The organism is Paenibacillus sp. FSL W7-1287, assembly GCF_038004245.1.
GTDB classification, from domain to species: Bacteria; Bacillota; Bacilli; order Paenibacillales; family Paenibacillaceae; genus Pristimantibacillus; species Pristimantibacillus camelliae.
In genome coordinates this window covers 3331283-3345717 of sequence record NZ_JBBORD010000001.1, presented here as the reverse complement: position 1 = coordinate 3345717, position 14435 = coordinate 3331283, and the positions used below count along the sequence as shown (strand labels likewise).

Annotated in this window: 15 protein-coding genes and 1 pseudogene; 10 read left to right on the top strand and 6 right to left on the bottom strand. The window is 43.8% G+C overall.

Translation table 11 applies throughout. The annotated features are described in order from the left end of the window. Genes NSQ99_RS15210 through NSQ99_RS15200 form a run of 3 tightly spaced genes read left to right on the top strand, consistent with a single transcriptional unit; the run spans position 1 to position 3845 of the window. Complete coding sequence (locus tag NSQ99_RS15210) at positions 1 to 2346, top strand: ATP-dependent helicase (protein WP_340837568.1); 2346 nt, start codon at positions 1 to 3, stop codon at positions 2344 to 2346. 45 nt (positions 2347 to 2391) lie between these two features. Beyond that, the gene (locus NSQ99_RS15205) at positions 2392 to 3096 is read left to right on the top strand and encodes an ABC transporter ATP-binding protein (RefSeq protein WP_340837566.1); all 705 of its coding nucleotides are present in this window, start codon (positions 2392 to 2394) and stop codon (positions 3094 to 3096) included. Continuing rightward, positions 3093 to 3845, top strand: coding sequence for an ABC transporter permease (locus tag NSQ99_RS15200; protein WP_340837565.1), 753 nt, complete (start codon positions 3093 to 3095; stop codon positions 3843 to 3845). Before NSQ99_RS15205 ends, NSQ99_RS15200 begins: the two co-directional genes overlap by 4 nt. A 46-nt stretch (positions 3846 to 3891) precedes the next feature. Here the strand turns inward: NSQ99_RS15200 and NSQ99_RS15195 are convergent, their stop codons facing one another. Further along, a complete protein-coding gene (locus NSQ99_RS15195; RefSeq protein WP_251666126.1) occupies positions 3892 to 4104 on the bottom strand; it encodes a hypothetical protein in 213 nt (70 codons plus the stop codon). 559 nt (positions 4105 to 4663) lie between these two features. Between NSQ99_RS15195 and NSQ99_RS15190 the strand changes: the two genes are divergently transcribed. Further along, positions 4664 to 5503 (top strand): sugar phosphate isomerase/epimerase family protein, encoded by an 840-nt coding sequence (locus NSQ99_RS15190; RefSeq protein WP_340837563.1) that lies wholly within the window; start codon positions 4664 to 4666, stop codon positions 5501 to 5503. A gap of 197 nt (positions 5504 to 5700) precedes the next feature. Further along, positions 5701 to 6762 carry a sporulation protein YunB gene (gene yunB, locus NSQ99_RS15185; RefSeq protein WP_340837561.1) on the top strand — a complete coding sequence of 354 codons (1062 nt, stop codon included), beginning with the start codon at positions 5701 to 5703 and terminating at the stop codon, positions 6760 to 6762. 45 nt (positions 6763 to 6807) lie between these two features. On the opposite strand, the gene NSQ99_RS15180 is transcribed toward yunB, so the two are convergent. After that, entirely contained in the window at positions 6808 to 7812 is a 1005-nt protein-coding gene (locus NSQ99_RS15180) for a M23 family metallopeptidase (protein ID WP_340837559.1), read from the bottom strand. A 195-nt stretch (positions 7813 to 8007) separates the two neighbouring features. Here NSQ99_RS15180 and lipA point away from each other — a divergent pair, with 195 nt between their 5' ends. Next, positions 8008 to 8976, top strand: coding sequence for a lipoyl synthase (gene lipA / locus NSQ99_RS15175; protein WP_251666123.1), 969 nt, complete (start codon positions 8008 to 8010; stop codon positions 8974 to 8976). Positions 8977 to 8995: 19 nt separating this feature from the next. After that, positions 8996 to 9266, top strand: a pseudogene (locus NSQ99_RS23255) (YutD family protein); the annotation flags it as partial. A 527-nt stretch (positions 9267 to 9793) separates the two neighbouring features. On the opposite strand, the gene NSQ99_RS15165 reads toward NSQ99_RS23255, so the two are convergent. Next, a complete protein-coding gene (locus NSQ99_RS15165; protein ID WP_251666121.1) occupies positions 9794 to 10594 on the bottom strand; it encodes an NAD kinase in 801 nt (266 codons plus the stop codon). An 81-nt stretch (positions 10595 to 10675) separates the two neighbouring features. After that, positions 10676 to 11749: a sporulation integral membrane protein YlbJ gene (gene ylbJ / locus NSQ99_RS15160; protein WP_251666120.1), complete on the bottom strand. Its 1074-nt coding sequence runs from the start codon at positions 11747 to 11749 to the stop codon at positions 10676 to 10678. A gap of 475 nt (positions 11750 to 12224) precedes the next feature. On the opposite strand from ylbJ, the gene NSQ99_RS15155 reads away from it, so the two are divergent. From NSQ99_RS15155 to NSQ99_RS15145, 3 genes are all read left to right on the top strand, one after another. Then, on the top strand, positions 12225 to 12446 hold the full coding sequence (locus NSQ99_RS15155; RefSeq protein ID WP_340837555.1) for a hypothetical protein: 222 nt from the start codon (positions 12225 to 12227) through the stop codon (positions 12444 to 12446). Between the two features lie 305 nt (positions 12447 to 12751). Further along, the gene (locus tag NSQ99_RS15150; protein ID WP_251666119.1) at positions 12752 to 13135 is read left to right on the top strand and encodes a globin domain-containing protein; all 384 of its coding nucleotides are present in this window, start codon (positions 12752 to 12754) and stop codon (positions 13133 to 13135) included. A 6-nt stretch (positions 13136 to 13141) separates the two neighbouring features. Then, entirely contained in the window at positions 13142 to 13831 is a 690-nt protein-coding gene (locus NSQ99_RS15145; protein ID WP_251666118.1) for a DUF2225 domain-containing protein, read from the top strand. 70 nt (positions 13832 to 13901) lie between these two features. On the opposite strand, the gene NSQ99_RS15140 is transcribed toward NSQ99_RS15145, so the two are convergent. Together NSQ99_RS15140 and NSQ99_RS15135 are read right to left on the bottom strand one after the other, a co-directional pair. Beyond that, positions 13902 to 14144 (bottom strand): hypothetical protein, encoded by a 243-nt coding sequence (locus tag NSQ99_RS15140; RefSeq protein WP_251666117.1) that lies wholly within the window; start codon positions 14142 to 14144, stop codon positions 13902 to 13904. Beyond that, positions 14141 to 14326, bottom strand: coding sequence for a YycC family protein (locus tag NSQ99_RS15135; RefSeq protein ID WP_340837552.1), 186 nt, complete (start codon positions 14324 to 14326; stop codon positions 14141 to 14143). The genes NSQ99_RS15140 and NSQ99_RS15135 overlap by 4 nt, the downstream gene beginning before the upstream one ends. Between the last annotated feature and the right edge of the window lie 109 nt (positions 14327 to 14435).

Below are 14435 nucleotides of genomic sequence, written 5' to 3'. Positions count from 1 at the left end.
ATGCAAAATGTAAAGAAACGAAGTGAATACATGCTAGAACAGTTTTTAATGAGTAAGCAATCGCAAGTACTGTTGAATAAGGTGCAGCGACAAGCAGTTGGCAATATAGAAGGGCCTATGCTGCTGCTTGCATCACCAGGATCGGGTAAAACAACAACGATGATGATGAGAATTGGCTACTTGCTAACTAGCTGTAAAGCCAGCAGCGAGCGCATTATTGCAGTTAGCTTTAGTAAGGCATCAGCCGCAGATATGGCTAAGCGTTATGAGCAGCTATTCCCTGAGCTGCCAAAGGTTAAGTTCTCTACAATTCACAGCCTTGCCTTTGATATTGTCCGTACGCAGGTCAGGCTAGAAGGCCGAAGCTATCGAATGATTGATGGCTATGAAGCAGTCGAGGATCAAGAGCAGGCCAACGATTCAGGAGTAACGGCTGGCGAGCCAAGTATAAGCAAGCATTACATGCTTAGGCAGCTGTTTGAGCAATATAATGGTACGACCCCAAAGGAAGAACAAATGGAGGAGCTAAAAACGTATATTAGCTACTTAAAAAATAAAATGCTTCCAGAAGAGCAATGGGGTGAGGTTAGCTGCAATGTTCGACATGCAGCTGACATCGCAAAGCAATACGAGCAGAGCAAGCAGCACGGATACGGAGAGCTATTACTGGATTTTGACGATATGCTTGTGCTCGCAGAACGCTTTTTACGAGAGAATGTACAGCTGCGTCATCGGTACCAAACACGCTATGATTACGTCTTAAGCGATGAAAGTCAGGATACATCCTTATTGCAGCATCGGATCATCAACTGGCTCGTTGAGAAGCATCAAAACCTGTGCGTCGTAGCTGATGACGATCAGTCCATCTACAGCTGGCGAGGCGCTGAGCCAGAGTATTTGCTGGCCTTCAAGCAGTACTATCCAACAGCTACTATTCTATATATGGAGCAAAATTATCGCTCCTCACGAAATATCGTGGAGACGGCGAACCAATTTATAAAGCGAAACCTCCAGCGTTATCCAAAATCAATGTTCACGGAAAATGATTCTTCCGATCCCATTACAATTAAGCTTCATGCTAATGTTGCAGAAGAAGTCAAGGAGCTTGTTCTGCAGCTACAGAATATTGAACGGTTAAATGAAACAGCAATACTATATCGCAATCATAGCTCATCCTTAATGTTGATTGATGAACTTAATCGTCGAGGCATTCCGTTCTATATGAAGGATGCAGATGAGCGGTTTTTCAAGCATTGGATTGTCGAGGATATGCTGAATATTATGCGTCTAAGCTATACAGATCGTCGTTTTGATATATTTGAGAAGGCGATTGTAAAGCTTAACGTCTACCTAACGAAGCAGCAAATAGCAAAGCTTAAGGCCATGCATACGAATCAATCAATTTTTGAGCTGCTGCTGGATGAGACAGAGCTAAAAAGCTATCAGCTGCTGCGTATCCATGAAGTGAGGGAAAGCGTTGGAAGGCTTAAAACGTTGCCTCCTAAGGAAGCGATTGTACTGATCCGACAGCAGCTGGGCTATGACAAGCAGATTGAAGAGATTAGTGAACGCTTTGGCTTTCAAAAGGATGGCTTGCTGCAGGTATTAAGCAGCTTAGAGATGATAGCAGAGGGGCTAGATACGCTCGAGCAGTTCGCCTTTCGACTGAAGGAGCTGGAACGACTGCAGCGTCAAGCTAGACATCAACGTCCGCAGCAGAAGGCTGTCACGCTGTCTACGCTGCATAGTGCAAAGGGTCTCGAATTCGATAATGTGTTCATGATTGATCTTGTACATGGTGTAATTCCAAGCAAGCAGGAGCAAGGGAAGCATGAGCTGCTTGAGGAAGCCGCCCGCTTATTTTATGTAGGCATGACACGCGCGCGTTATCGGCTGGAGCTGCACACTGTATCGTACTGGCAAGGTGCTAAGGCTAAGCCATCACTATTTATCGATGATGTACAAAGGCTGCTTGGTGCCTCTTCCGTTAGTAATGGTTCAAGCTATACAACACCGTTCAACGCTAGAAATTCAGTTAGTGAAGGTCCTGTTACAGTCATCGAATACGCACATTCTCATTCAAATGGACAAGCTGATCGAGAAGAAAAAGTGGCAGATCAGGTTTGGAAAGAGCTCGGTGGATTGATAACTGAGGCGAATGAGCTTGAGGCAGGGATAGAAGTGGAGCACAGGAAATTTGGCAAAGGCATGCTTGAAAGCATCGAGCAGAATAAGCTTCACATTACCTTTGAGCTGTATGGTAAAAAGTCCATATTAACATCGTTGGTGCTAGAAAGAGGTATGCTTCGTAAATGTTTGACCTTATCACGTAAGTGCTTGACCTGATCATCGAGCATACATTAATACTACTAGCAAACGCCTAGGTATAATTTGAAGGATAAATATAAGGTAGGTGTAAGGATGCCGCTTAAGCTTAGTCTGCATCGCGTTTCACAGCGCTTCCTGGATGAAGGGAAGGAATTGTTCCAACCATATACAGCTTCTATTCGGGAAGGGTCACGCATTGCTTGTACCGGTGCCTCAGGACAAGGTAAAAGCAGTCTATTAAAAATATTAGCCCGTCTTCAACTTCCCGCATCAGGCACGTTAAGCTGGAATGATCAAGAGGCAACGGAGATACCGATAACGAATTGGCGACGACATATTCATTATGTCGCACAGCATGCGACAATGCTTTCGGGATCAATCGAAGATAACCTAAAGCTGCCTAGTCAGCTGCATCAGCTGCCTTTCAACAAGGATACTGCTGAGCATTTGCTGGAAAAGGTAGGGCTCAGTGCACTTGACTGGAAGTCTGACGCTCTTCAGTTGTCAGGTGGGGAGCAGCAACGATTAGCACTCGTTCGAAGTCTATTGCTTGAGCCGCAGGTACTGCTGCTGGATGAGGTTACTGCATCACTAGATGAAGCACATACGCATCATGTTGAGGAGCTCCTCAAAGGCTGGGCTGAAGAACGGGATCGCGCCTATGTATGGATCACACATCAGCCTGACCAAATTGCTCGAATTGCTAACGAGCAGTGGAGCTTCGATAATCACGTCATAACGAGCAACCGAGTAGAGGTGACGGCATGAGTTATTTAGCACTAAGCTTTACGTTAATTTTTATCGCTGTGACGATGTTCATCTCACTCAGAAGAAAGCTTGGATTAGAGAAGGACATTATTATTGGAACGGTTCGGGCTACGATACAGCTGCTCGCAATTGGCTACATTCTTGGCTATGTATTTGCGCAGCACAAGCTATGGATGCTCATTGGAATTATTATGGTTATGATAACTACCGCATCGATCAATGCGGCGAAGCGAGGAAAAATATTCAAGCCTGCAGTGTGGAAGCTGATGCTGTGTATCGGTTCAGTTGAAGCATTTGTTATGCTTATGCTCCTTGGGCTAGGGATGATTGAGCCAACAGCACAGTATATTATCCCATTAAGCGGTATGACGATAGGAAATGCGATGGTTGTTTCGGGCTTATTTCTTACTCAGCTGAAGCGGGAAGGTGAAGCTTCGAAGGAAGAGATTGAGATGTTTCTTGCTTTAGGTGCTACACAGAAGCAAAGTCTGCATCGTCTTATGCAGCGTGCAGTTCGCTTTAGCATGATTCCAACCATAGATGCGCTTAAAACAGTCGGACTAGTCCAGCTGCCCGGCATGATGACAGGGATGATCATAGCTGGTGCTAGTCCGACTGAGGCAGTGAAATATCAGCTGCTTATCCTGTTTGTACTAACAGGCGCAGCAGCACTTACTTCAATATTGATGAGTATATTGTTTCAACGTGCACTGCTTACTGAGGATTTGCGTATTCGAAGCTTGAAGTAGCTTGAGCAATCTCTTAAAGAACTTCTTGTCGTCATTACATTTCCTGCTACAGCTTAAGAAGATAAAATTCACAATCCGCCCGATTGTGATAGGTAAGATCGCTCACATTGCTTTGTGTAATGACCGTGCTCTCATTAAAGCGTATAACAATAACTCGATGCTCTACAATATGATTATCCTTAAAGACGCGGATCAAGCTTTCTTGATCGACAGCTTCTTGAAAATCTTCGTCGGTAAACAGCTTGCGAAGTATGGACATAACTCCTCCTTAGTGAAAAGATAGATTTCGTTTGCAACTATTATAACGTCAATTATAATCAATGAAAATGAAATTATGGGCAATGTAGGCTAAGCTGGCTATCCTAATATTTGTTATGCTTCTAATTAAAGGATGTTCAAAAAGATCCCCCTTTGATCACGAAGTCATACTGTATGTAACTCGACATCGAATTTTGAATTCACCCGGGTCTTCCGGTGCTCACGTACCAAGTACGTACGCTGCGCTCCTCATTCCCTAGCTTTATTCAAACTTCTCGGTGCTGAAAGGTGAACTTTTTGAACTTGTATCTAAAGGATGTTCAAAAAGGTCCCCCTTTGATCACGAAGTCATACTGTATGTAACTCGACATCGAATTTTGAATTCACCAGGGTCTTCCAGTGCTCACGTACCAAATACGTACGCTGAGCTCCTCATTCCCTAGCTTTATTCAAGTCAAGCGCTTTGAAAAAACGCACATCGGAAGGTTACTCTTCGGTGCTGAAAGGTGAACTTTTTGAACTTGTGCTTAAAAGGATGCTCAAAGTTAGGAGTGAAGCTAATGAAATTTGCGGTGTTTACTGTAATGATGCCAGACTGCAGCCCAGAGGAGACAGTTCGATTGCTTCAGAAGCATGGCTATGATGGTGTGGAGTGGCGATTCACTAATCCTGATCAGAGTCGCTCTCATGAGGCACCTTCATTCTGGGGAAATAATCGTTCTACTGTACCCGCGGACAGCACTGAGGAGGAGCTGCGCCAGATTGCTGCCATGACTCAGGCACACGGCTTGGAGATCCCTAATCTAGCTGCTTATATTAGAGAAGGTAATTTGCAGGCTACAGAGCAAGCAATGAAGGCTGCTGTCCTACTCGGCTCGCCATCAGTGCGTATATCTGTGCCAGGGTATTCCCATGACACTCATTATTGGGACGCACTAAAGGCTGGCAAAGGCTATTTGAAGCAGGTGGAGGCTTTAAGCAAGCAGTATGGTGTGCAAGGTTTAATTGAGACGCATCACGGTAATATTGCTTGCAGTGCATCGGCAGCAAGGCGGCTTGTTGATGAATTTGACCCTCAGCATATTGGGGTCATCTATGATCCTGGCAATTTGGTGCATGAAGGCTTTGAAGCCTATCGAATGGGTCTTGACATACTAGGTCCATATCTCGCCTATGTTCATGTTAAAAATGCGGCTGCACGACATATACCTGGAGCAACACCTCCATGGCAGGTAGAGTGGCGCACGATTGATGAAGGCGAGGTTTACTGGCCGCAAGTTATGGAAGCGCTTCATGATATCGGCTACGACGGCTGGTTAAGCATGGAGGACTTTAGTCTGGCGCGACCTACGGAAGAAGCATTAGCACATCATATATCCTACATAAAAAGTTTACTGTAGTAATAAGGAAAAGCATGCTGTAGCTGGCTCCGTCCAGCTTACGGCATGCTTTTTTAGTGTTTTTTAGTGTGCAGTGCGCCCTTAATAAACTGTTGCTTACCGCAAATGAATTTCCTTATAGAGCCGTCCATCGAACAAACTCTGCTCGTCTTTTTCAATAGGTTAAAGCATACGATAAGGAAGAAGGGGGTGATGCGATGGCTAGATGGGGACGAAAAGGATTGAGCTGGTATTTATCACAGTGGCTAACAGGGAAAGGTCAGCGAGCATATTCAGCCTCAAGCTGGAAGAGAAAACAGTGGAGCGTTCAACCAGCATCTTCTGCAAAAAAGAAGCCAAGTGTTTTTAAGTCAAAGCCAAAAGCAGCGAGCATAAGCTGGGGGCGACTGCGTATCCATCGAGATGCTGATCAGCCGGCTTCATCATTTTCACCTTCCCCAGGTAAATTAACTGCCCGTACTGCGCGGAAAAAGGGAGGCTGGAAACGAGGGCTGCTCATTGCGTTCATTCTAATGCTTATTTTTGCGGTGCCTTCCTTTGTGTTTATCGAGAAGAATATTCGTCAGCCCTTAATGCATGTTGCGAAAATTAGAATTAAGCAGGTTGCCACACAAGCGATCAATGGTGCAATTACGGAACAGGTTGCTCAGCGTGCTGCATCAGAGGAGCTCATTGAGTGGAAGATGGACAGCAAAGGTAAAATTTCTGGCTTTATGCTCAACTATAATGAGCATATGCGGATCACATCGTCCACCATTCAAACGGTTCAAACGACGCTGTCAGAAATTCAACATATGCCTGAAAGGATTCCACTTGGGCACGCATTAGACAGTGCAATTATTTCCACCTATGGTCCGAAAATACCGGTTACATTTGAGCCTCTTGGAGCAGTGAAGGTTGAGCTTAATACAAGGGAGAAGAATGCAGCGATTAATATGGTGCTTGTCGAGGTCTATATTAAAGTCATCACGGAGGTTGCTATTATTATTCCGTTCGATACAGAACCAGAAATTGTAGAAGCTGAGATACCGATTTCCTATCTGCTCGTCGTTGGGGATGTGCCGATGTATTATTATGACAGCTCGGGTAAGCCTATTGGCGAATCCGCACCTCAAGCTCCGAATATATCTGTACCGCTTCATTCTGGCCAAGGCATTTCGAGCGACCCATCTAACACGGTGTCCAAGGATGGAAATGCTGACCCTGTTGAAGAGATTAAGGATGAGCAATCAGTCAGTAGCTTCAGCCTAACGCCGTAGAGATATTACGTAAAAATAACAAAAAAAAGCGCAGCACGCACATCGCTATTTGCGAAGGCGTCTGCGCTCTTCATTTTCCCAATGCTTGAGGCTCGGGTAAGGATCAAAAGCCCATTCAATAAATCCTCGATCACTATATATGCCGTAATGAAGATGCGGAGGGAATTTTCCAGATGTTCCAGGCTTGCCATAGCCTGAGCTTCCTACCCAGCCAATAACCTCACCAGGCTTAACCGTCTGACCGATAGCAAGCTCCTTCGTAAAGCCAGATAGGTGAGCATAATAGTGATAATGACTATTAAGATCGCGTATACCTACTCGCCAACCACCGTAGCGATTCCAGCCTTTAATTTCAATGACGCCATAGCATGTGCTTCGCACCGGAGTCCCGTGGCCAGCAAATATATCGGTTCCTTCATGGATGCGACGTCCACCCCAGCCTCTTCGGTCACCCCAAGTGTCACGATAAGAATAGTTATTGCCTATAGGCAGTGGAAAGGCATGCTCGAACAAATTAAGCTTCTCGTGTTCACTGTATAGCTGGTGAAATTGCTGGATACGCTGTACTGCTCTCGGATTCTGATAATACTCCCACAGCCCAATCGCGATATCCTCGTCAGTAATCCCATGCTGACTCACAAGATGCAGGATCGTATAGAGCAGATCAGTGTCGTCTGAACGGCTCGCTAATCCATCACCATTACCATCTTTACCTATACCCTGAAAAAATTCTATGGAGAACAACTGCTCATCGCTTGGGTCTGGATTAAATGCTCCGGCCCAACGGTACTCATCGATATATACACCGGTTAAGTCTCCGAGCTGTGGTCTTAGCTTTGGCTTGGCCTTTGTCATTGTTCGTTCATATTGATCAATGGCAGCAATCCATTCCCAAGACATGCCCGTCATCACAGAAAGGTTATTGTATAGCTCTAATCGTTCTGTAAAGATTTCTTCAGTACTGCGCTGTTTCTTTTTTTCAGCTGCAGTATAAGGGGAAGTATAAGCGTAAGCTGGAAGTAGAAAGATAGCAATAAGTAGAACGGACATAACATATCGGAGCCCAGTCACATCAATCATCCTTTCAGACAGAGGTTTTGCGTTAACCATATTGTTCACCAAACATGCTGAAAAATATCCAATACTGACTGGTTCAGTTGGAATAGCCGCTTTTATTACTGGAATTTATGTTATAATAAGAGCAATGTCATCGTTTGAAAAGTTATTGAAAGCAGGTACTGTCCAATGAAACAACGTGAAAAATTAGAAAAACCAGACTGGCTTCGCATTAAGCTAACAACCGGTGGTAACTATACAGAAATTAAACAAATGATGCGAACAAAAACTCTACATACGGTATGTGAAGAAGCTCGCTGCCCTAATATTTATGAATGCTGGACGAATCGAACGGCAACATTTATGATATTGGGAGATATTTGTACTCGAGCATGCCGGTTTTGTGCTGTAAATACTGGATTGCCAACTGAGCTTGACTTACAGGAACCAGAACGTGTCGCAGAGGCAGCTGAGCAGATGGATCTTCGTCATTGTGTCGTTACTTCCGTTGCTCGTGATGATTTGGCGGATGGCGGAGCTTCAATATTCGCAGCTACCATTCGTGCTATTCGCAAGCGTTTGCCGTTTTGCCGCGTTGAGGTGTTAATTCCAGACTTTATGGGGAACTGGGATGCCCTGCAGGTCGTTATGGATGCCAACCCAGACATACTAAATCATAACATCGAGACGGTTAGTCGCTTATCGGATCGCGTACGTGCGAAGGCAAAATATGAAAGATCGTTAGAGCTATTAAAGCGTGCGAAGGAAATGAAACCGAAAATTCCTACGAAATCAAGCATTATGCTGGGCGTAGGTGAACAATGGGATGAAATATTAGAAGCGATGGATGATTTACGCGCGGTTGACTGCAATATTTTGACGCTTGGTCAATATTTGCAGCCTACACCTAAGCATCTACCAATTGAGCGTTATGTACATCCAGATGAATTTGCACAATTAAAGCAAGAAGGTTTGTCACGTGGCTTCCGTCACGTAGAGTCAGGCCCTCTCGTTCGCAGTTCATATCATGCTCATGAACAAACTGATTCTGCTTACGCAGCAATCGAAGCAGATCAGCAAGTACAACAAACTACTACAATGTCAGAAGCTACAGATCAGTCAAATTCATCTGGCGCATGTTCAAATGTTTTGATCTAAGCTGGGGAGAGGTGCTGCAATGGCATTTATTCATATTGCAGGTAATACGTATGAATTAATATTTGAGAATCGAAATGGCTGGAACGTCGAAGCATTTCGTAATCGTTATAGTGAAGTATTAGAACGATATGACTATATTGTAGGAGACTGGGGTTATAACCAGCTGCGGTTAAAGGGCTTTTTCCGTGATGGTCACCAGAAGGCAACAAAGGATTCAACATATTCCTACATGACGGACTATATTAACGAATATTGCAACTTTGGCTGTGCTTATTTCATTATTGAGAAAAAGCAGGGTTCAGAGGCTCTGGAAACAAGCGATGACGATATCTTTATTGAAGAGCTTGAATATATTCGACCAGTTCCAGTTCCTAGGGAACAGAAATCGAAGGATAAAGATAAGTCTGCTACTGTTTCGTCCGCTGAGGATAATGGTGGAGCTAATCAAAAGGACCAGCCAACACAACGCAGCAAGCGTGCTGCACATCGTGATAAATCCGGACATGACTCAGCCTCTGAGGATGGGGCTCATGAAAAGCCGCGTCCGCGTAATCAGCGACAGGGCGGCTCTAAGCAAAAGCATGCTCAACAGGACAACGCTGAGGCTAGTTCTGACACGAAGCAAGAGCATAAAAAGGAAGGGAAGCCAAAGCGTAAGGATTTTCATCGCAGAGGACCTCGTCCCTTTGATAAAAAGAACAAAGGCCCAAAAGGCCAAAATAATGAAAAAGAAAAAGCATCAAATGCAATAACGAATGAATAAGTAAAAAGGCTATGCTAGGTTAATTCCTAAGCATAGCCTTTTTGTCATTTATTTTTATTTAAGAGAGTCGACTCCAATAAAGGCATTGCGAACACGATCCCAGAATGGAAACGGTCGATAGCGTGCAAAGCTCACTTTCTTCGATGCAACGGTGCACTTGATCGATACAACATCATCGAACATTTTACCTAAATGGTCAACATGTATTTGAATACGCTGCTGCTTCATGCAAATAATATCGCAGTAATGATGCTTTGGAAGCAGAACGGAGGAGCCAAGTGTACGGTAAACGATATTGTTGATTGAAGCAATCTCGGTTACCTGCAGAGCTTCGATCGCTGGATGAACGATTGTGCCACCTAGACTTTTATTATATGCCGTACTTCCAGTTGGAGTGGATATAACGATTCCATCGCCACGGAACATCTCGAACTGTTCTCCATTAATGTTTACTTGAGCGACCATCGTGTTGTCGACGCCCTTTAGTGTAAATTCGTTAAGCGCAAAATAATTATAAGTGCCTGACTTCGTAACTAATTCAATATTAGCTAGCGGATATCGAACGATCGTCGGATCGATCGTGCTCATTTTATCTATTAACAGCTCCAGCTCGTTAGCTTTCCAATCCGCATAAAAACCAAGATGGCCAGTGTGGACACCAACAAAGGCAACGGAGTCAATTTGGGCGATGTATTGATGAAAGGCTTTTAATAGTGTGCCATCTCCACCAATCGATATGACGATATTAGGCTCTTGCTGATCATGCTGAAGACCTTTACTCTCTGCTAATTCAATAAATGTTCGTGCTAATTGTTTAGATAATGAATCTCCGCGGTCAATAACAGCATATTTCAATGTCATAAACTCCTTTGCAAATTCCTGTTCTATATTGAGCATAGCTGAAAAATGATCAATGTTCAAGAACATGCGCCTATTCTATTTCGGTCCCAGCCAGTCCCAAAGTGCATACAGCAGCAACACAGAGATGATGCTATGGGCGAAACGCGATATAAAAAAAGGCATATAGCGTATACTCGTTTGGCTGAGCAGGCTTGCAACCTGTGCATGTACAGAAAGTCCTCCCCAAGATAGAATAGCAACGGCGATCGCTGCCTGATGCTGCAAGGGCAGTGAAGCCATACTTGCTTGCTGGGCACCTAGCGTTACCTCAAATATGCCAGGGATAATGGCTTCTGCCACTGAGGTAGAAATTCCCAGTATTTGAAAGAGCTCCTGAAGGGCAATAATAAGCATATATAGCACTTGTCCATCAGATAACAGCTGCAGAACGACAGAGAAAAACACAACGAGACCACCTACAACGATCATCATTCGAATGGCAGAGTTAATCGCTTGCTGCAAAATGACGGAGAAAGGTCGTCCATCTAGCAATCTGGCCTCATGCATGGCACGCAGTGCCTGATGAAGCAGCGTCCGTCTATAGCTGAAGCTTTTAATATGCAGCTTAGCGTCTGGTACATGTCGGTCATCTCGAGCATCATGAAATCTCATCAACAGACCGATAATTAACGCCCCAATATAATGTGCTGCTGCAAGCACAACTGCAAGCTCAGCTTGTCCGAAAAATCCGATTGATACCGCACCAATTAGGAAGATTGGATCGGAGGAGGTTGTGAAGGCGACAAGCCGCTCGCCCTCTCTTCGATTGAGTAATTGTTGTTCATATAGCTGTGCTGTTAATCTAGCTCCTACGGGATAGCCGGAGATATAGCCAAGCGTAACAACAAAGCCACCGATACCTGGAATTCTAAAAATGGGGCGCATAAGCGGATCAAGGATTTTACCGAAAAAATGGACGACGCCAAAGCCGAGCATCAGCTCCGATATAACAAAGAATGGGAAAAGTGCAGGGAAAAGCACCTCCCACCAAATCTCAAGTCCTCGTAGCGAGGCAGTTAGTGCTTGTGAAGGAAATAATAGCATTAACAGCAAAATGATAAGCGACAAATAAGAGAGCAATGCTAACGGATGCAATATCTTTTTCATCATGAATTTACGTCCTATCCTATGTATTTATATTCGAAGGCGAATATGCTAAAAGTGTTACAACGTAATCAAAGCCGAGCATTTTGAACTACCAATTACAATGAAGGTTGAAAATGTTTGGCTTTCAGTACCAAGAAGATGGCCCGATACTAGAAAGCGAGTAGCGCAGCGTACGTTCTTGGTACGTGAGCAATGGAGCTTTCGGTAGCGTGACATATTCGATGCCGAATCCACTACACGATCTAACATCGTCATCGAAGCTGAGCATTTTTCAACTACCAATTAAATATGGGTTGAAAAAGCTTGGATTTCAGAACCGAGAAGATGGCCCGATACTAGAAAGCGAGTAGCGCAGCGTACGTTCTTGGTACGTGAGCAATGGAGCTTTCGGTAGCGTGACATATTCGATGCCGAATTTACTTAAAGTGTTACTTCGTAATCAAAGCCGAGCATTTTGAACTACCAATTACAATGAAGGTTGAAAATGTTTGGCTTTCAGTACCAAGAAGATGGCCCGATACTAGAAAACGAGGAGCGCAGCGTAGAGCGTTGCTACGTGAGCACCGCAGTTTTCGGTAGCGAGACATATTCGATGCCGAATATGCTAAAGGTGTTACAACGTAATCAAAGTCAGACATTTTCAATTACTTATAGTGATGTATATGAGCAATTTGGTACAAGCAGACCCCACTATTTATAAGAAAAATTAAAATCAACATTAGAAATATGAGAAAACCATGTTATACTATAGATATATGAAATGATGGAGTGATGATTATGAGCATTCTAGCAGGAATTCTTGTATGCGCCTTTATATACGTGATCAGAGAAGCGATATCCACCCCACCCAATTCAAAGGATTATGATTATAAATAGTCTACTTTCAAGCTGCTCGGCACTTAGCTGAGCAGCTTTTTTTGCTATGCTGGAGTCATATTTAGTTGAATGAGATATGGTATAATGAAACAGAACGATTGGTAGAGCACATTTAGGAGTGATGAAGCTATGGCGCAACAAAGTACTTACGAGCTCATTGGTGGTGCTGATACGATTCGCAAAATCGTCGAAGCCTTTTATCCAAAAGTTCAGAAAAATCCGGAGATAGGGCCTTTGTTCCCAGAGGATATTACACCAGTGATGGAGAAGCAGTATATGTTTCTAACGCAATTTTTTGGTGGGCCTATGCTGTATACGGAAGCGTATGGTCATCCGATGATGAGGGCACGTCACATGCCTTTCCCTATTACGGAAAAAAGTGCGAATGCATGGCTAAGCTGTATGAAGGAGGCATTAGCCGAAGTAGAACTGTCTGAAACACTTCAGGCGCTTGTATTGGAAAGACTATCAGGACCTGCATATCATTTTATTAATACAGCCGAACAGGAGTGAATTTGATTGGATCCGTTATATCTCTCTACTGCTGAGTGTCCATGCTGTCAAACAACCTTTAAGGTGACAAAAGTTCGTCCAAGCTTCAAAAATCCATATAAGTCTGATACTGATTTCTGTGGTTATTATAAGAATGAGGTTAATCCTGACTATTATGTTATTCGTGTTTGTCCACAATGCGGCTATGCTTTTTCGGAGAATGCAATCAAGCGTATGACCGACGAGCAAAAACAGCGTTATTACAACGAAATTGGCAAGCATTGGACTGAACAATTTTTCCATGGTGAACGTACCATTGATCAAGCACTCACTACATATAAACGAGCGCTCATCATTGCCCAGCTTATGAAGGAGGAGCCTCGTTTAATCGCTGGATTTTTACATCATATTGCGTGGTTGTATCGATATAAGGGACAAGCAGAGGAAGAAAAGCGTTTTCTCCAATTTGCTTTAGAGCAATATATTGTTGTGTTTGAACAAGAAACGAATAGTGAAAAAAATGCGAGGCTGCTTTATATAATCGGAGAGCTGAATAAGCGCGTTGGCAATTTTCAAGAAGCAGTGAAATGGTTCTCTCGAGTCGTTAACGACCAGTCCATTGTAGATGCCGGCATGATCCGTGCTAGTCGTGAGCAATGGAAGGAAACGGCAGAGCTTGCAGCAGAGCAACGGGAGCGTGCGAAGAAAAGCGTGTAGCTCGTATTAAACATAAAAAGCTACAGTTTAAGGTAAAATAATTACTCTTAAACTGTAGCTTTTGCTTCATTTACTTAGGATAGGAGCGAACCTTACTATCTGCTAAAAAATAGTCCTGATCCATGTCAACGATCGTTAGCTTCGAGAAGCAGCATGGAAAAACAAGAAGCTTCTTTTTTCCGCTTTGAATATCAGGTACTTCTTTCTTTTTTAGCGGCAGCAATACCTTTTCGGTTTTGCAAAAAGGACACTCCTCTACATAATAGTCATTCATAATGACTTCATAAGGCCATGTATTTTCGAAAGGGATCATGCATCAGACTCCTTATTAGACTCTTCCTGTTCATCTGATTCAGGTTGTGGTGTTTGTTTTTTGGCAAGCTCTGCGAGCTTTGCCAGCACGATATGCCTTGGGGTATGGACAAGCTGCTCAATCGGAATGCCTAGCTCCTTGGCAAGCTTTATTGCAGTATCTGGTGATAGCTGCTTCAGCATGGTGTTGCACCTCCCAACTCAATATACTTACTGTTATACACCTAAGTGTACAAGTTTGGCAAACCTTAATACTCTGAAGTCTTTGGTTTTAATGGTAAAATATGTATGA